Consider the following 18291-nt stretch of genomic DNA (forward strand, 5'->3'; position numbering starts at 1 on the left):
AAACGCCTCCTCTTGGAGAGTTGCAGCTATAACACCTTGGACTTTGCCCCCAAAATGATATGGTGGGGCAAAGGATTTGCTTGATGTCTGATGTTATTCGGTTTCCACGATCTATGAAGTCGACTGCTCTGGCCGTGTCTGGTCTGACCGAGACAGAGGCTGCACCCGGCAGTTTCAAGATGTCAGACCTCTACGGCAGAACAAGAGAAGATGAGGCTGTCGATGATGGCCGCTCTGAGCCTGACGCCAACGTTTCCTTTCTTCAGCAGCCCAGCAGCCTGCCTGCACCGATCACAGGGTGGTCCAACCAGGAATTGGCAGACCTTTACCGCACGCAACGGATCTTGGCGCTGGCGGGTGTAACAACCCAAGTGGACCGCGGGGTTACCGATGAAGGAGACCCATGGTTTGTCTTCATGGACAGTCACGACGAGGTGCTGGTTCATTTTAGCCGTTTTGATGGGGCCTATATGGTCACCAGCCAAATGCAAGACGCTCCGATTAAAGGAGACAGTCTGCAAGATCTGGTTGCTGAATTCTCACGCCGTGTGAAACCGGTGACGCAAGCCGGACAATCAGGGCAAAACGTTGTCTCGATCGCAAAGCGCAACCGCGATGTGGTCTTCATCCATCCCGCAGCGGCTTTGGCAGCATTGGTGTGGTCGATCTATCTGATGTCAGACGAGCTCATTGCGGCCACGCCTATGATTGCTGCAGGGGAGGCTGAAAGCGCAGGCCCCACTTCCGTGGAAAAAAGCACAATGGGCGACCTTAACCCTGCGACCGATCACGCAGATGAGCTGCCGCTGGTTGCTCAAAAAGCGCCTCCGCTCCCCGGGGATCAGGACCTGGCAAAACAGGGGGCAATCGCGTCCGCCAGCCGGGAAGGTTTGGCTCTCGGCCTCTCTGGACATGGCGCTAAAGCCATCGGGGCCAGCTTGAGCCTTGTTGCGCTTGCCGTAGGCCTACCACTGCCTGCAAGCAATGCCGTTGAAATTGCCTATGAGGATGGCACTTCGCAAAAGCTAAGCTTCGCAAGTCTGTCCGCTGCACTCACCCAGGTTAAGGCGAAAGAGGCCGCCCTTTTGTTGGCCTCGGAGGTCACTCATCCGCAGCAGCGACAGATCGAGGCAACAACACCGTCTGACGAAGTAGCGCAGGCAGAAGCGCTAAACATCGGCACAACTGTAGACACCCCTGTAGCGTTCGAGGCCGTGAAGCCAATGCATAGTGCTGAAATTGCACTTCTTTCCGCTCATGCACCGGCTTCTATGACCTGGGATGATGTCTCCGCTCAAGTCTTGGAAAATACCACGAGGGTCAAAGAAGCTACGCCAGCACCTTCTGCAGGCGCCGCGCCTGAAGCCGTTAAAGAAATCAGTTTTCTGCAGAGTTTTGACGCGGCTTTCGATAGCTTCGAGATCACCAGCCTCGACAAAATTGCTGAAACTGAACTCATCCAGCTGATGGCCCCCGAGAGCACGGAGGATGCACCAAATCCGCTAAGCTCGCTTCAAGGCGTCGACGGCTTTGAGACGTTTGATCAGGATGCCCGGGTTTTCCTAGATTTCTTGCTGCAGACCTATAGCAATATCAAGGTCGTCAACTTGGCCACAGAGATCATATTTATCCACATGGATGCCTTTGAGGGGAACGACAGCGCGCAGGAAATCTACGCCAAAAGCTGGTCTTTTGATGATGGCGGAACAGTCTCTACCATCGGCTTTAAAAGTGATATGGCCCTATTTGATCTCATCGCCTAAAGGGGGGCAAGAGCGGAATTCCGGAAAAATAAGGCAGGCGCAGAGATGTTTTCGTTCGATGCCTCTTAGCTTGCGCCTGAGCGCCCACCAAGACGCGCAAATAACCGGCCAAACTTAGCCTTGATGCGATAGACCCGTTGGCCTTGTCGGCTCAAGAAGGCGTTCAGCTTTGCCCCCCAGCCGAATGCCAAGGCCGCCGCTGGGGTTTGGATCCGGCCTTTCACACTCAGTTGGCTGTATTTGCGTTCAAGCATCTCTTGAGCATTGGGATAGGCTCCATCGACAAGTCCTTTTCCGTGATGACGCAGCAGGAAGGGGATAACATAGCTCGTACCTCCCGCAGCGCGGGCTTGAAGGCACATATCTGTCGCAAACAGGTGAAAGCCTGAGAGATCCAGCGAGGGTAGCGGCATTCGGTGTCTGGGCATAACGAGAAAGTTCTCATCTAGCCCCCATACCCGGACGGGGTCGGGCCCGGGCAGACGAAAGCTACCATAGGGATCATCAAGATGCAGGAAATGGGCATCTCCTGACCCTATAAAGACGCCCCCGGCGTTCCCAGCAATCATCCATTTGGGGTCGAGGGCCTCTAGTTTTTCTAGCAGCTTGCGAAGTTCATCTATCCCGTCAGATATTAGTTCGATGTCATCATGGGTAAAAAGGACATAACGGCCGCGCAGGCCAGGCAAAACACCCCGCAACGCTGAATAGCCATCAAAGCTGTTCCCGTTGCGGTTGTCGATCGCGAGGAATTCGGAATTCTGATCATTAAACCCCTTCGCCAAAAGAGAGCAGAGCAACCGCTCATAGCGCTCCTCTGTGGCCACGAGAGATACAACGGAAAATTCCTTTTCCGAAGGAAGGGGCTTGGTAACAAAAATCGGTGATAAGGGGTCGCTCAAACCAACATTCTCCCGATAGTATGTGGCGAAAGGATGCTGAACGATTTCCTTCTCGTTTTCAATGTCGAGTTTCACAGTCCAGCCTCAAGGACGGACATGGATGAGCGAAGCGCAAAAAAACACAGTTTTATTCTTTTATATTGGAGGTTTAGTGAACGGCATCTGATGGAAAATTACGATCTGGAACGGGTTACGCAGGTGGACTCCATGTGGCCGCGAGGTAGCTTACATCTTTGGACGAACACTCCTGCAGGAGTGCGGGAGCGGTAGTTATAAGGTTAACAAAGCAACGTGAGAGGAAATCTTGGGGAAGAAACTATCGTACGGGAGTGCGACAGGACCTCTGTCATTGCTCGTCAAAAGCCGTCGCCTAATCCCGAAAAGGGGGCGGGAAACCAAGACCTTTATCTCAGATTTGAAGACTATCTATGCCCTCTGACTATAGGCCCGACCTTCATATCCCTTTGAGATTCCAACCTCGCCGATAGATGCTCCCCTAAATCTCTAAACCCTTCTACTAATCCCCGAGACCGAGACGAAGCATGAGACTAGTAACGTTCTGAAGGCCCTCGCAGTTGCGAGGGCCAGAGCTTCAGTTAGCGATGCGCATTGCCTCAGGTTCAGTTCCTGCGGCAATTTGATCTCGGTACCAGTTTGGCTGCCGCCCTTTTCCGGTCCAGGTCTGGGTCTTGTCAGCCGGATTGGCAAAGGCGGGTTTCGAAGGATTTTTCGCGGTTTTCGCTTTTCTTTTTGTCTTCTCAGGCTTCGGGCTTACGGGTTCTGCAATTTCGCCCAGCGAAAATCCGAACTCGGCAGCAGCTTTGGAGGCGGCCTTTTTTGCCTCCCGGTGATCTCTTGCTTTTGCAGACGCCAATGCCTTTTTAACTTCATTCAAAAGTTTTTCGAGTTCCTTGCGAGATAGTGCCTTCAGTTCGGTTTTATCAATCATGTAGGATTTCCATTTTTCTTTCGAGATAAGCCTCTATTGAGGCTTAATATGCACGTGATATCATCTAATCAAGATATTCTAGGAGTTTACGGCTTTCAATCTCGCGTTTGTGACTTCTGTGAATACTGAAGGCAGGCTTTATAAGGATTCTCTCATAATTAGCGTATTGTCTAAAAGTAGCTCTAGCATGAATTTCGCTAGGATAAATATTGACTTAGCACCATAGATCCGCTGAGCATATCCGCTCTAGGTCCTCCAGCTGAAAGAGTTTCTCATGTTTTTTCGAAAATCTTGGTTTGCTTGGCTTCTCGCCTCGGTTCTTCCGGTCAGCGCAATTGCAGACCCCTTGCCCTATGGCGCTAAGACACCTGTACCGAGCCAAATCATTGCGGCCTATATCGGCAAGACTGAAAAATGGGGCGGTGATTGTGACGGCGGCATTTATTTCGGGCCGAACAATCAAGCGCGTGTATGGTGCGCGCAGAGCAGCGACAGCTTGGGCGCGGGTTCATGGACCGTCGATGAGTACGGGCGTATGTGTCATAACCTCACTTGGTACTGGCCCAATAATGGCCGGGCCGGCAGATCACCAGGAGAGAAGAGTTGTATTCTGCATGTGGTTGACCGATTTAACCGCGTTTGGCGAAGCTACCCCGGCCAAACAGAATGGTGGCCGGTTAAGGGGGATCCTAACTTGATCCGCGGCTACATATACCAAAACGAGGTTTTGGCGCTTAAAAATAAGCTCGGGCTATAACGTACTAAGCGCTGCGCCAGCCTACTCTGAACGGACGCCGCGGTTCAAATGATCGGCTTGTGCACTTTAGACCATTGCGCGTCGCATGGGTGCGGCACCGGCAAAGTTCAGCCGCGATCTCGCATTTTTAAATGCTCAAAACGCCAGCCCCCCAAACAACGACGGCTACAGCCGAAGCTGTAGCCGTCACTGGGTTAACCGTGTGCTGTAGGGAACACGATTACCTTACGGTCATCCAAAACCGTGATTTAGTCAACGATTCTCAGATATAAGACGGCATGAAAGAGGCGGAGTCACGCCAAAGGTGACGAATCGCAGGTCTATTTTGTTTGTAATTTGCGCAGCTGTTCCAGCTCTTCTGTCATCAATTCGATTAGTTTAGGCCCAGCGTTTAGCTCAGGGAAACAGTACTTCAACCTCAGATTGCAAAATGGGCGAAAACTGGGCAATGTGATGACACACTCTCGCCTTTATCTATAGTCGTTGCTGTATAGATTTTGTGGTTACGCAAAGCATTTGAATTTCGAACGGGTTAGCGCGCGCCGATACGATATAGGTGAGCGCAAGTTAATTAGGGACACCCTTCAGCTGAAATGTGTTCCTTTAACCTTTTAGCTTTACCCGATCGCTCCTGCTTAACGCCGGATTTCGGTGCTGCGCCGCAAAACGCTCCTATACGACCAGTTATAGATGCGAAAGCGTGAATGGAGAATATCGGGCGATCTCGGAAGAGCGCTGGCAAAGCAGCGAAAAGTGAGCGTGGATATCACGAAACGCGCACCAGTCGTGGGCTGTCAGATCGCGTATTTTTAGACCCCAGCCAACGAAGGAAAACACGCGTTCTTTTTTCGCTAGGAACGGTTGTTATTGGTGCTGCTGTTTGGCTGATGCTCTTTGCCATGACGGTGGGCTCAGATGGCGGCTTGGAGGCCGCACTGCCTGAACCGATCAGTGTGTTAAAAGAGCAAAGCATTTGGTCTGACAGGCGGCGCCTCCCCATGGAGGAAGGCAAGGAAACGCCGAGCCTTGCAGCAATCGAACTTCATGCCCGGCAAGAAGATCTGAAATACCAGTGTGTGCCAGGTGATGCACCGACGCAAAAAGAAAAAGTCTATGCGGTTGTTCCTGCCAAGCTTCCTTGGGCTGCGAAATCCCTTCCGCAAAGCTGTGACACCCTTCATGTGGTCTTGCCCACTTGGTTTCATATCACGGTGGCTGGGGGGAAGGCCCAAGTTGTTGGCGTAAGCTCAGGCACCCGCGATCCGGTGCTAGAGTATATTGAGAAGAACCCTCAAGTAGACATCATGCCTCTGCTCCAGCTCGACGCAGCCGCAGTGAGGCTTTTGACGACCCCGCCCGGCTCTACGCAAGTGACGATGGTCCTGTCAAATTTCTTTGACCGCCCCTCTCAAAATGATGCCGTGACGGGATATTGTCTTGATGCAAGCCCTTTGGTGTCTCTTACTGCCCGGACCTTCAGTACACTCGGTCAAAAAATAGCGGCTGCATTGCGCACGCAAGGACTTACATCTTGCGTGAAGCTTCCAAGCAGTACGCCCAACCCCCTTTTGGTCCTAGCGAACCGGTTCTTCGATACGGTCATCGTCAATGGCTATCAGGAGTATTGGATTGGCTCCGCACCTCAGCCACTGGCAGACAAGAATTGGTTCAAAGCGCATGTTGCCTCCCTTCAAGAGCATGTAGCGCCTGAAAAGCTGGTTATTGAGTTGGGAACCCATGCCGTTGATTGGGTCACGGGCCAACCTTTGCCAGAAATACGGTCCTTTGCGCAGACTATGTCTGCGCTTGCAGAAGAGGGGGGGACCGCAGTGTTCGCCCCTCAGGCTGGGAACACCCGGGCGAACTATATTGATGCTAAGGGGCTACAACACCGGGTCTGGATGCTTGACGCAGCTTCGGTGCAAAATCAACTTCTTGAACTGCAAAGCCAAGGGGTCACTGCAATTGGCCTGAGTGGGCTGGGATATGAGGACCCTGGCGTTTGGGCGGTCCTCGATCAGACGAGCCGGGGCATGATATTATCGGGCGCGAGCCTCAAAAATATTGTTCTGTCAGACTACGTCGAGCTTTTCGGTGAAGGCCCATTTGTCGCGCCAATCGCCATGCCACAGGTCGGCAGACGTGCTGTACAGACGGACCCCACAACCCAAGAAGTGACCTCAGTGAGCTATAGCGAGATGCCCCGAGCGGGTGCTGTGCGGCTTTACGGCGCTGGCGCGCCCAACAAGGTGGTCTTGACCTTTGATGATGGTCCTCACCCCCAGCACACCCCCGCCGCTTTGGATATTCTGCGCGAAACCCAAACGCCCGGCGCATTCTTTGTTCTGGGCAATAGCGCGATCGCCGCTCCAGACCTGGTAAAACGCATTCTGGCAGAAGGTCATGAGTTGGGTTCCCATACCTACTCGCACCCCAATATGGGAGAAGTGTCCGCTTCCCGGGCAAAGGTTGAAGTCAACTCCACGCAGTTGTTGATCAACGGCATAACCGGCAAGAACATGCGGCTTTACCGCGAGCCCTATATGCGCAGCGGTGGTCCGATCACCTCCAAGGAGGTCGCGTCTCTTCTTCCCCTTGAGGATGCGGGCTACATTATTGCTGGAATGGATGTTGTGCCGCGCGACTGGATCACTCAAACCGCCGATGAACTGGCAGATGAGATTATCCGGCAGGTAGAGCTCAATGCCGGGGGCGTTGTGCTGCTTCATGATGGGGGCGGCGACCAGAGCCAAACCGTTGCAGCTCTCCCGCGGGTGATTTCTGAACTGCGGGAGAAAGGCTACACCTTCACCACTCTTGCGGACCTTCTGGGGGTCTCACCAGAGATATTGCTGCCGGTGGGCGACCGCGTCACATCGACTTTCGGCAACATGTCCTTTTTGGCCGTGGGTAACAGCTGGTCTCTTCTTACGATTGCTTTCTGGACCGTGTTTGGAATTGGGGTTTTCCGCTCTCTCGGTCTTCTTCTCTTGGCAGCAAGACGCCAGCGCCATGTAGCGCCCCCTTCGAAGCATGCGCCCTCGGTCACAATCGTGATCCCTGCCTATAACGAAGCGCGCGTTATTGAAGAATGCATCCGCAAAGCCCTTTATTCCGAGTATGAGGATTTCGATATCATCGTGGTGGATGATGGTTCGACCGATGACACCTACGAGAAAGCGATCAGCTTTGCATATCACCCGCTGGTGACCGTTCTAAGGCAGCCCAATCGCGGCAAAGCTGCGGCGCTCAACGCAGCACTTGATGAAGCTCAAAGCGAGATCTTGGTCTGTATCGATGCGGATTCCCAAATCGCTCCTGACGCCGTGGGCTTGTTGGCTGCGCACTTTAAGGACCCCAAAGTGGGGGCTGTAGCCGGTCGTGTGGTGGTGGGTAATCGAGACAATCTTCTCACCCGCCTCCAAGCGCTTGAGTATATCACGGCGCAAGCTGTTGAACGCCGGGCCAAAGAACATCTCAATGCGATCACCGTTGTGCCCGGCGCGATCGGGGCATGGCGCACGACAGCTCTGATGGAAGCGGGTATTTTCTCAACTGAAACGCTGACAGAAGACGCTGACATGACGATGGCGATGATACGATCAGACTATCAAGTGATCTACGAAGATCGTGCCGTTGCATCAACCGAAACGCCAAGGTCTCTAAATGCATTGATGACCCAACGGCTGCGGTGGTCGCTCGGCATGATGCAAGCTGGCTGGAAGCACCTCGGCGCGACGGTCGAGCGCCGCAAGTTAGGTCTCGTGGCCCTGCCAGACTTGGCGATCTTCGGATATTTGATGCCCCTTATTGCGCCTTTAGCAGATCTATTTTTGGTGATCCTCATCATAGATTTTTTCGCGAACTTCGGCGCGACTGAGCCTGATTTTGCAAGCGTCATAACCAACCCGTTGCTTATCGCCTATCTGGCCTTGCCGGCGTTGGAGATTGCGAGTGCCATTATCGCTTTTCGATGGGACCCTACAGAGAACCCGCGCTTGTTGCTTTTGCTGCCAGTACAACGGATTTTCTACCGTCAGATCTTATATATCTCAGTCATCCGGGCGCTCTGGCGCGCTATGACAGGCTCTTTGGCCAATTGGGGACGTATGACGCGTGAAGGCTTTCAATTTGAGCAAGCAAAATTGACATGATCAAGCGCCGCACCTTTCTAAGATGGGGGACGGCAGCACCTCTCTTGCTAGCCCATCCCTCATTGGGCCGTAGCGCGACTGCCACCCCTCAGAACACTCTTGTCGTGATCGACGGCATCAACAGCGTCACCGACCCCGAGCGCATCGCGATTGTTTTGGACGCCTTTGCCCGCAAAGGGTTGCCCGTGAGCTGTCTGGTTGACCCAGCCCCCCTCTACGCAGGAGATTTGAAGCCAGACAGCCCACTTTCTCAAGTTCTAAGAACACGGCTGCAAAAAACACCCGGTTTGCTTCAAATCGTACCTGTGGTGAAAGATCTTGCAGGCATGACCTCCTATTTCCAGGCGCGCGCAGTTCACGACGCGCGCCTTGCTTTGCACAAGGCCGTATGGGGCACCGTGGATTACTCTCCCTATGCCGCCGAAAACCAAACCATTGCCTGCGATATGATGCCCACGACCATGGCACCCTCGGGCGTTCGGGCTTCTGGCATTCGAAATGTTCTAATGCGCCCTCAGATGAGCACTGATGTCAGACCTGAGGCTTGGGATGACGGCGTGGTCAGACTAGTTGGTGGGCAGCGCGTCCAACTTCAGCCTGCGCAGAAAGCCTATAGCTTCCCCCAATCCCAAGCAGTGGAACGCGTTCTCTACCTTTCTGCGCCAGACTTCTTGACCATCCCCCTGGCAGGGCTTGCTTTTGCGGCCTCTGCTTTTGCCGCTCAAGTTTTGCTCCAGTCGGGCGCACATTGGGTCAGTCCTATTCTTGCTTCCGACCTCCAGTTTCGGGACGCTTATACCTATAAAAGGTATGTAGGCCTGCATTTTGTTCTAGGGGAGAATGCGACACCAAAGGACCAGACCGCTTTGGCTGATTTCCAGCGCGAACTGGCGAGTGAAGGCCGACCTTCAAGCTCTGGATCAGAGGCAACCTCAAACGCCACTTTGGGGTACTGGGTTTCTTTGGATGAGGGGAAGCCCTTCACTGAGCCCTTGGATGCTATTGCGCTCTTAGACGAAGGGCTTCATGCGCCCCCTGAGGTTCTGGCTGGGGGCGGCTATGGGATCGCAACTGAGCTTACCGAAAAAAACCGATCGGGGCTAAGTTCACAGAACGTTTTGGGCTTGCCGGCAGTGCGCCTAAGAGACATCAGAACCGCTAAAGAAGCTTTGGACAGGTCTCTTGGGACGACAGATTGTATCCTTGCTGTTTCAATCGATCTTTTACAAAATCAAGCCTACAGACGTATTCTCAAAAATGCCCTGTATGTGATCGAGAATGACGGCATTTCTCAACTGGTGTCGCTTCCCGACTATGTAAGGCGCCTCGTTCCTACGGGCCCTTACATTACACATTTTCGTAGAACGCAGGCCTATCAGCCGCAACTCTTAAAGGCGCCCGTTGAACCGAGTGCCACAAACCGCGCTCGATTGATGGCCGATGCCAAGGTTGCCTGGTCGTATTTTGAACGATGGACAAATCCGAAGACAGGCCTTTGCCCCGCCACCGTGAACTTCACTGCTGGCCATCAAAGGCTGCATGAAACCGTGACAATGTGGGATGTAGGCAGCCATATCTTTGCGCTCATGGCGGCGGTCGACCTTGAGCTTATCTCGCCCCAGAAGTTCCAAAGCGCGATCGGTCGCATTTTACCCAATATTGCCGGCCGACGCTCCCAAGGACGGCTGTTGCCGCAAGGGTGGATTGCAACAGACAAGTTCAAATGGGGGAACAGAAACTTTGATGGGTGTGATGCGGGACGACTTCTAGCAGCTCTATACAACCTTGATCTGCATCCTTTGGTAAAAGAACGCGCAGCCCCCACCGTCGCGCGTTGGGACCTAAAAGACATCGTTCAAGATGGAATCGTCTACTCCGTAGAAGACAGCATACTCGAAACAACCTTCAGATCACATTGCGCGCACTACGCCGCTTGGGCCTTTCGAACTTGGGGGATCGAAGTGAAATCCCCCTATGAAGTTTTCCAAGGCAAAAGCACCCCTGACGGTCAGATGGCCTTGCTGGAAGTCTGCGGGCATATTGGACCTCTTGGAGCGGAACCTTTGCTGATGGAAGCGCTGGAGTTCGGCATGTCTGCTGAATCGGCCTATCTCGCGGATGTTTTGTTGGCAGCTCAAATCGAAGAGCATGAGGAAACCGGAAGGCTCATTTGCGTTTCAGAAGGGCCTATTCCCAACGCGCCTTGGTTCTTGTACCAAGGACTTCAATTTGATGCACAGGGGCGCGTGTGGGCGACTGACACGGTCGCGGGCTTGGACGCTCATCGCACACAGGCCTTTCGTGATGAGCACCTTTCGATCAGTTCAAAGGCCGCCTACTTGTGGTCTGCATATAAAGACCATCCGTTTTGTGACACGCTGCTGGCCATAGTGAGAGAGAAGGCCAAGACCCCCTATGGTTTTGCATCCAGTATCAACCAAAGGACGGGGGAACCGAGTAAAACCTACAGTGATATCAATACAAATTCAGTCATTCTTCAATCTATCGCACATATGTTGAAAGGGGAGGGCTGACCCGCATACGTCGCAAAACGCTGTCTGAGCGCGGGCATATAAGCCAGATTTTTACGGCCTGCTTCAAAAGACCTGACATCCCATTTCCACGATAGGTCCGGGTGAGATGCGGTACCCCCTTCTTGGCGCTATCAGAACCGATTGGATGCCCGTAAAGCTTTCCATGCAGCGCTTACTGTCCTCAGCATTGCGCGCACTGCCATCGACATAGATATCCAGCCAAGGATATCCCTCCCACCCAATGTGACAAGGCCCGCTTTGAGGCTTTGCCCCATCTCCACACAAGTCTTCGACGATGGCGTATTTGCGTAAGCGCGGAATATAAAATCGTGTGCCAGGCTGGAAATCTTCTGATACTTTGTTCTCGTCTATCCGCCAGCCCACCGCCAAGGTCACGGGATCATCGTAAGTCCCTGTGCCTGCGGCAATTTGATGTATGACAGGGCGCCCGATGATAGCAGAAGCTGGCGGTGTGTTGTCCCAATAGCTGTAACCCGTCAAGAAAACGGTCATATGTCTCTCTTTCGGCAACCAGGTGATCCCCAAGAGCACTAGGATGAGAAGAACACGTATGAGGTTTACAGACCTTCGATTGGCCATCGTTTTCTTTCGTTCGCTTCGCACTGACCTCATTCAGGCACCAGGTTGGAGCACAACATTGAGCTACTCGTCCTACGTGCCGTATGCCAGCTCAACTGAATAGCGTCATGCTTTGACGTTATCTCGAATTAGCTACTTCTGTAGAAGAGATTAGGGTGCATACCAAGCTCGTGCAGCAAACCCACTTTAATGTCTGGCTAACGCTACACCTTCAGTTGGAAAAAAACGCTTCCTAAGGCGATACTGCCAACTGAAGTGCACAGCTGCGTCCGCAGCGCGGAAAGCGTGTGCGATGTCGGGCCCTACAACTCTGGCTTCTTTGCGGAGACAACGTCAACAGAAAGCGATCATCCAAGGAAGCCCCAAAAAATTTGAGCTCTGACGCTTAGTGTTTTTGCTTAGACCCGGGTCCTTCCCCATCCGCATTACGGATATAGTACTCACGGGCTTCATCTATGAACCCATATAGTTCAACATATTTTATCAATGCTTTTTCGAGCAACTTTATCCGTTCAGGATCGCTCATAGACCTGTATCCTCTATCGTGTCTGTTTTTCTAGCTACCAGCAGCATGCCAAACCCATCTTCCTCGTGGTCGTACACTACAGGTAAAGTACTTCTCTAATCGTTAATTTATCCTTTACGCATAATCCCTAATACGCCCTGCGATATGTAAAATCAGAGCAGTGCAGCTGCCCCACGTCCGGCAAGCTTGCCCATGAGCCGGTCCGGCATGCACTTGCCGTACGGGTGAAGAGTACCGCTGGGGCTGACATCGCCGTGCCACTGGTCAAACAAAGGACGCGTTGGAGCCCGTGGCTGGCCAATCGGGCGCGCGTCTTGTGTCTTGCACGTTCACTGTTCACTGTTCGCGGAAAGCGCGGATCATACTGTCTGTAACGGGCTTCATAAGATACTGGATGAAGGTACGGTCTTGCGTTGTGATCATGATCTCCGCCGGCATGCCTGGCGTCGGGGTGAACCCCCGAACACGGTCGAGCTCCTTCGGTGACACTGACACGCGGGCCACATAAATCTCTTGAGAGACGTCATTTGCCCGATCCAAGATCGCGTCAGCCGATACATAGTAGACTTGCCCTTCTAAGATCGGCGTGGTGCGCTGATTTAGTGCGGTCAAACGTACCGTTGCTTCCTGACCTTTGCGTACGACATCAATCTCAGTCCGCGGAATCTGGACCTCGATGATCAGCGGCTCGCCAGTCGGGAGGATCTCTAATATCGCCTTCCCGCTTTCAATAACGCCCCCAGCTGTATGATAGTGTAGACGCACTACGGTGCCCGAAACGGGTGCCACTATTTCAGCACGGTGCAAAATACCTTGAGCCTTGCGCGTTTGCTCTCGAACACTTTCAAGCTCTGATTGCACCACCTGAAGTTCATCGAGAGCCGCCGCCTGCCGCTCATTGATGGTCTGTTCTATTTGAGACTCGTAGCGCATTGAAAGCGCTTGGGTTTCCTTGATTTCAGACTCAAGCCGCCCGATTTGACCTGTGGCTTCGGCCATAGCGCGCCGCAAGGTGTTGTACTCTGTACGCCGGATGAGACCTTTATTCAAAAGGGCCTCTTTGGCTTCAGAATCTTCGATCAAGATCTCAAGCTGTATCTTTGTCGCATGGAGCTGTTGCTCGTAGCCCTGCGCGCGCTCTCGCAGGCCATTTATGCTTTGTTGGAGCAGGTTAACGTCATTTTGCAGCTGGCGTGTTGCCGCATCGAACACAATTTCCTGTCCGTCAAGCATGGAGGCGATATTGAAATCACTCCGCAGTTTCTCAAGGTGGATAGGATAGACGAGCGCGTCCTTTTGATTGTACTCCGCGAGGATACGGGCTTCCATGGCCTCTAACCGCACTTGGCGCAAGAACAGCTCCCTTTCCGTGGCTAAGGCAGAAGTTTCATCCAAAAGCAAAAGAGGTTGGCCTGCCTCGACATCTTGACCTTCCTCGACAAGAATTTCCTTAATGATGCCCCCCTCCAAATGCTGCACGATTTTGTTGCTACCTGTCGCGACAAAGCTGCCTTGGGAAATAACGGCGGCCGCTAAAGGGGCTTTGAAAGCCCAGAAACCAAAACCTCCAAAAGTAAAAGCCAGCAAGGAAAGCCCAAAAACAACCTGGCGCGTAATGGAGCGTGGCACCTCATCATACCATTCAGGTGGCTCAGAATAGACTACCAATTCACCCATTGCTCGGTCCTCCCTGATGGGCTGCTGGGGGATTGCCGTTGTTGTTCCTCTGGGAAAGTTGCTGGAGCACCTGCTGGCGTTCGCCAAAGAGCGCGATATTGCCGTCAGCCAAAAGCATGATCTTGTCCACGACACTCAACAAAGATGGTTTTTGGGTGATCACCACGACCGTGATACCTGCTTCGCCAGCGCGGTGGATGGCATTGGCCAAAGCCCGATCCCCAGCCGTGTCGAGGTTGGAGTTGGGCTCATCTAGCACCAAAAAGCGTGGGTTTCCGTAGAAGGCGCGCGCAAGAGCGATGCGCTGCTTCTGACCGCCAGAGAGCGGAGAGCCATCTGCTGCAACCATCGTTTCATAGCCGTGGGGCAGGGAAGCGATCATGTCATGCACATCTGCCAAAACGGCGGCGCGGTGAATGTCTTCGTCGCGCGCATCAGATCGCATCCGTGCAATGTTGTTCTTAATGCTGCCGGGAAACAGCTGCACGTCTTGAGGAAGATATCCGAGGTTCTCTCCGAGCTGCCGGGTATCCCAATTGCGCAAATCCATGAGATCGAGCCGCACATTACCAGAGGTCGGCAAGATTGATCCAACCAACATCTTGCCCAGAGTGGTCTTGCCTGCCCCGGAGTTGCCAATCACCGCCAGAGAGTCTCCAGGCTGCAGAGAAAAGGTAAGGCCATTAAGAACAACTTGCTTTGTACCTGCAGGCACATAGAGCAGGCGCTCTACATTCAACCGGCCTTCTGGCTGCGGCAGGCGTAACTTTTCAAACTTCTGAACGGCGGTCATCATCAGGTTCGCAACGCGCTGATATGCGGAGCGCGACTGGGAGAAGCCGTTCCAGCCCTCAATGGCGCCTTCGATCGGTGCGAGCGCGCGGCCCGCAATGATCGAAGCCGCGATCACCATGCCTCCGGTAATTTCTCCCTCAATGGCAAGGAAAGCCCCCCAGCCCAACATTGCGATCTGGGTGAGCAAACGGGCTCCCCGAGACATCGCAGCCCAGATGATGTTGCGATCCTGGGCAATAACCTGAGACCGAAGGGAGGATGCTGTGTCCCGTCCCCAGAGCGTGACAGCCTCAGGGACCATGGCAAGAGCGTTGATGATTTGGCTGTTGCGGGACATGGAATCGAGATGCATGTTGGCGCGCGCTTGAGCCATGTTGGCTTCAGCAAAAGGCTTGGACGTTGCTTTTTGGTTGATCAAGGCGATCACCATCAAGGCAATGGCCGTCGCCACCACGATCACCCCCAGATGCGGATGAACGAGAAAGATTGCTGCGATGAACAAGGGCGCAAAAGGAACGTCAAGAAAGGAGATCAGTGTGCCGGAAACGAGAAAGCTGCGCAGTAATTGGAGATCACCCAGCGTTTGATACTGCCTCCCATTATCATGGAGCGACGAATGCGCCGCGGCACTTAACACCGGCCCCCCGAGACGGACCGCGACCTCAACGGCTGTGCGCATCAAAATAAAGCGGCGTACTGCATCGAAGATGGACTGCAAGATCACAGCGCCAGCAATAACCACCGTAAGCATGATCAAGGTGTCGATCGAGCGGCTGGTCAGCACACGGTCGGAGATCTGAAACAAGTAGATGGGGATCGACAGGACCAAAACATTGGTCGCGCAGGTCAAGATCATTACGAAGCTCATATTGCGCCGCACGATCTGCTTGCCCTTCCTCAGTTGCGCTGCGAATTGATCAGGCGCGCCGCGCTTGTGGAAGGTAGGTTTGCCCCCATTCCCGCCGCCACCACCACCCCCGGTTCCACTCGGCGGCTTGTTGCCATGACCGGATTTCAAGATTGGACCGGCATCCCCTTCAATCTGGACGCCCCCCAGTGTGGTTTTGCTTGGCTCTGCGTGTCTGGCTTTTGCTTCGACCGGCTGTTCGGGGGCAGCCTTTGTCTCCGTCCCTTGCGCCTCTTCCTGAGGTGCCCTGGGATGGTTTTGGCTATGGTTTTGCGAGGAGCTTTGGCCAGCGGCGTCTTTTTCGGGCGGGGTGTTTCCAGAACTCTGCAAAGCGTCGGGGAGGGCCTCCGCCTGTGGTGCAGGCGAAGGAACGTCTGTTTTTGTCTGCGCGCCCGTCTGTTCCGACGTGTCTTGCGCACCCGCATGCGTCCTTTTGGCAGGCTTCGGCAGGGGACCTGCACATCGCATCCACGGTGTCAAAAGCAGTGCATTTCTGAACTCTTGCCCTGCTGGGAGTGCAGTCGAATAGCGCGAACGACTACTTGTTTTTAAAGCTCTGGCAGAAAAGGGGGGGGCTGGAAAAGGATTACGGTAATTCATATGCGCTCTGCTCTATCAGGCCAGCATTGTCTGCATCAGATCAGGGGATGCCATGCTTTCCGGTGAGGTTGGAACGATGCCGGGATCGTCCGATGAATGAGAGGGGTTGGTGATCATACCATCGGCGAGAAATAGGACCGCTTCATTTGCCAACATCGGCATGAAGACCCCAGTGGGGTTAGAAGTCGTATCAATCAGTTCCGCCTGATACAGCAGAGCGTCGCTATAGACATCACCCTGCACGCGCACTTCGGAATCAGCACCATAAACATTTATAGACGCAGTGTTAATTTCAGCATTCGACCCTGTGTAGAGTTTCGCCGGCATGCCTGACTTCGCCGTAAGAGCATCAAGAGCCAAATGAACCTGATCACTGTCACCCATAATATTGGTCTGCTCGACCCAATTGATGGTTTTGAAATCACCAGCAATATAAAGCACGGTTAATAGATCATCGCCGGCAAAAACATCGTCATGGGCGACATCGCGGTCAATGGTCTGTGCGCCATCTGCAAAGGCCTCGCTCGCGGCCGCGAAATTTTCGGTCATCGCCCCGTAAGTATTGATACCGACCGTGGATATGGAAGCGCCGTTGAACAGCAGGTTGCCACTGACTGAAATTCCGAACGGGGTGGCGCCTGCGGTGGTGACGCTGTCAAAATCCAGCATCACGTTCATCTGGCTGATCTGGTTGACCGTAATCAGATTGCCACCGATCATAATGAGATCGTAGCCGTATCCGATCTCCGCAAGACTGGCCAAGTTAAGAATGAGGTTCTCGCCCAGACTGATGTAACTGTTGGCTCCAGTAATTTGTACGTCCGCGCGATCATTGTCAGTCATGAAGCTGTATTGCTGCACCCAGTTCACAGTCAGCACATCGCCTTCAATCCGTGTAACCGCCCAGTTCTTAGGTAGGCCCGTGTAAATGTCTTCATTGTCAGCCGCAGTCTGCTCAGGCCCTCCGTCGGTGGTCGCGGCGCTGGCAAATTGGGAGGTGTAGGACATCATCGCAATGTTGAAAGTGGCTGAAAGACTGTCCTGCATCACACTGTTAAAAGTGGCATGTTCCGCGAGTACATTGACTTGGCTGATCAAATTCAGCGCAACGACATCTCCCATGACAGATATGACGGGAGCATCGAGCCAAGAGACATTCATTACCACTTCATTGAGCATCTTATTGCCGCCGGTCACCACTTGGTGGCCAGCATCGAGGCCAAAAAACTCAGCCTCACCAGAGGGAGGATTTAAACCCTCAAACGGGTCTTTATCTTCAATTCTCTCGTGATCGTCAGGCGCCTGCGTTTTCACATCTGGCGGCAAATCAAGATCACTCGTACGGACGCTCGCTGATCTGTCATCATCTTCATTCGCGGTATCATCGTCAGCCTGGAGAAGCTCAGGCATGAGGTCGTCCAGCAAGGGCAGGGTCTCGACAGGAGCCCCCCCGACGAACATGCCGTAGGCTTCAGACCCATGCAGAACCACAACTTGTTCTCCAAGACGGGATGTGTCGTCCGTTTGGACCATAAGGTCATGCAATGAGATAAATGACGCGCCATTGCTGCTATTAAATTCCAGAGTGGACTGCACTGTCAGCACACCCAGGGTTTGCGCAGCTTCTTGGAGGCTGGCCAAAGCGGCAATGTATACAGAAGGATCATTGAACTCGGCATAAACACTGTTCATCCGAAGAAGGTCGCTGTCCTGCATCCAAGCGCTTTGTACGCTAACCGTGACCACGCTTCCTGGGGGCTCAAGAGCTAGCAAAGAACGCGCCGCAGGGGAAAAGGAAGAATATTCCTGTTCAATATAGAGCTCAGGAAAGGCGATCATCTGACCGGGGACATACGGATCCCGCAAATTGATCGGATCCGTATTCGCGAACCAGACTTTAAAGGAAGTTTCGTCCGAAAGGGGTGTGTATTTTAGTTCAGGGTCAAAATCTCTAAGAGTGTAGCGCAATTCGAAATGGACAGGGGCAATCTCAATGTCATTCACTTCGGAGTGAAGCTGTTGATATTTGAAATCTTCATAAGCGTCGCGCAGTCGTTCAGCTTCGACCGTTGTATGGAAAATACCAATTAGATGAGAAATGATTTCGGTGAGCTTGTCTAACATCCT

Annotated in this window: 10 protein-coding genes; 4 read left to right on the forward strand and 6 right to left on the reverse strand. The window is 53.3% G+C overall.

Going from position 1 to position 18291, the window contains the following annotated elements:
* Positions 1-83: 83 nt before the first annotated feature.
* Positions 84-1763 carry a hypothetical protein gene (locus J3456_RS18675; protein WP_349581728.1) on the forward strand — a complete coding sequence of 560 codons (1680 nt, stop codon included), beginning with the start codon at positions 84-86 and terminating at the stop codon, positions 1761-1763.
* Positions 1764-1828: 65 nt separating this feature from the next.
* On the opposite strand, the gene J3456_RS18680 is transcribed toward J3456_RS18675, so the two are convergent.
* Complete coding sequence (locus J3456_RS18680; RefSeq protein WP_349581729.1) at positions 1829-2740, reverse strand: hypothetical protein; 912 nt, start codon at positions 2738-2740, stop codon at positions 1829-1831.
* 517 nt (positions 2741-3257) lie between these two features.
* Entirely contained in the window at positions 3258-3614 is a 357-nt protein-coding gene (locus J3456_RS18685) for an H-NS histone family protein (RefSeq protein WP_349581730.1), read from the reverse strand.
* 274 nt (positions 3615-3888) lie between these two features.
* Between J3456_RS18685 and J3456_RS18690 the strand changes: the two genes are divergently transcribed.
* The 3 genes from J3456_RS18690 (at position 3889) to J3456_RS18700 (ending at position 11059) form a co-directional block, all read left to right on the forward strand.
* Positions 3889-4371: a DUF995 domain-containing protein gene (locus J3456_RS18690; protein ID WP_349581731.1), complete on the forward strand. Its 483-nt coding sequence runs from the start codon at positions 3889-3891 to the stop codon at positions 4369-4371.
* 704 nt (positions 4372-5075) lie between these two features.
* Entirely contained in the window at positions 5076-8525 is a 3450-nt protein-coding gene (locus J3456_RS18695; protein ID WP_349581732.1) for a glycosyltransferase, read from the forward strand.
* Positions 8522-11059, forward strand: coding sequence for a DUF3131 domain-containing protein (locus tag J3456_RS18700; protein WP_349581733.1), 2538 nt, complete (start codon positions 8522-8524; stop codon positions 11057-11059). The genes J3456_RS18695 and J3456_RS18700 overlap by 4 nt, the downstream gene beginning before the upstream one ends.
* Before the next feature lie 63 nt (positions 11060-11122).
* On the opposite strand, the gene J3456_RS18705 is transcribed toward J3456_RS18700, so the two are convergent.
* The 4 genes from J3456_RS18705 to J3456_RS18720 form a co-directional block, all read right to left on the reverse strand.
* Positions 11123-11572 carry a hypothetical protein gene (locus J3456_RS18705; protein WP_349581735.1) on the reverse strand — a complete coding sequence of 150 codons (450 nt, stop codon included), beginning with the start codon at positions 11570-11572 and terminating at the stop codon, positions 11123-11125.
* A 949-nt stretch (positions 11573-12521) separates the two neighbouring features.
* On the reverse strand, positions 12522-13862 hold the full coding sequence (locus tag J3456_RS18710; RefSeq protein WP_349581736.1) for an HlyD family type I secretion periplasmic adaptor subunit: 1341 nt from the start codon (positions 13860-13862) through the stop codon (positions 12522-12524).
* The gene (locus tag J3456_RS18715) at positions 13855-16032 is read right to left on the reverse strand and encodes a type I secretion system permease/ATPase (protein ID WP_349581749.1); all 2178 of its coding nucleotides are present in this window, start codon (positions 16030-16032) and stop codon (positions 13855-13857) included. The genes J3456_RS18710 and J3456_RS18715 overlap by 8 nt, the downstream gene beginning before the upstream one ends.
* Positions 16033-16179: 147 nt before the next feature.
* A complete protein-coding gene (locus J3456_RS18720; RefSeq protein WP_349581737.1) occupies positions 16180-18288 on the reverse strand; it encodes a type I secretion protein ATPase in 2109 nt (702 codons plus the stop codon).
* Between the last annotated feature and the right edge of the window lie 3 nt (positions 18289-18291).

This window comes from Sulfitobacter sp. NFXS29, assembly GCF_040148765.1.
Taxonomy (GTDB): Bacteria; Pseudomonadota; Alphaproteobacteria; order Rhodobacterales; family Rhodobacteraceae; genus Sulfitobacter.

Coding starts and splice junctions, on each gene's coding strand:
- J3456_RS18675 (WP_349581728.1), top strand. CDS start 84: ATGTCTGATGTTATTCGGTTTCCACGATCTATGAAGTCGACTGCTCTG.
- J3456_RS18685 (WP_349581730.1), bottom strand. CDS start 3,614: ATGATTGATAAAACCGAACTGAAGGCACTATCTCGCAAGGAACTCGAA.
- J3456_RS18690 (WP_349581731.1), top strand. CDS start 3,889: ATGTTTTTTCGAAAATCTTGGTTTGCTTGGCTTCTCGCCTCGGTTCTT.
- J3456_RS18695 (WP_349581732.1), top strand. CDS start 5,076: ATGGAGAATATCGGGCGATCTCGGAAGAGCGCTGGCAAAGCAGCGAAA.
- J3456_RS18700 (WP_349581733.1), top strand. CDS start 8,522: ATGATCAAGCGCCGCACCTTTCTAAGATGGGGGACGGCAGCACCTCTC.
- J3456_RS18705 (WP_349581735.1), bottom strand. CDS start 11,572: ATGACCGTTTTCTTGACGGGTTACAGCTATTGGGACAACACACCGCCA.
- J3456_RS18710 (WP_349581736.1), bottom strand. CDS start 13,862: ATGGGTGAATTGGTAGTCTATTCTGAGCCACCTGAATGGTATGATGAG.
- J3456_RS18715 (WP_349581749.1), bottom strand. CDS start 16,032: ATGCGATGTGCAGGTCCCCTGCCGAAGCCTGCCAAAAGGACGCATGCG.
- J3456_RS18720 (WP_349581737.1), bottom strand. CDS start 18,288: ATGTTAGACAAGCTCACCGAAATCATTTCTCATCTAATTGGTATTTTC.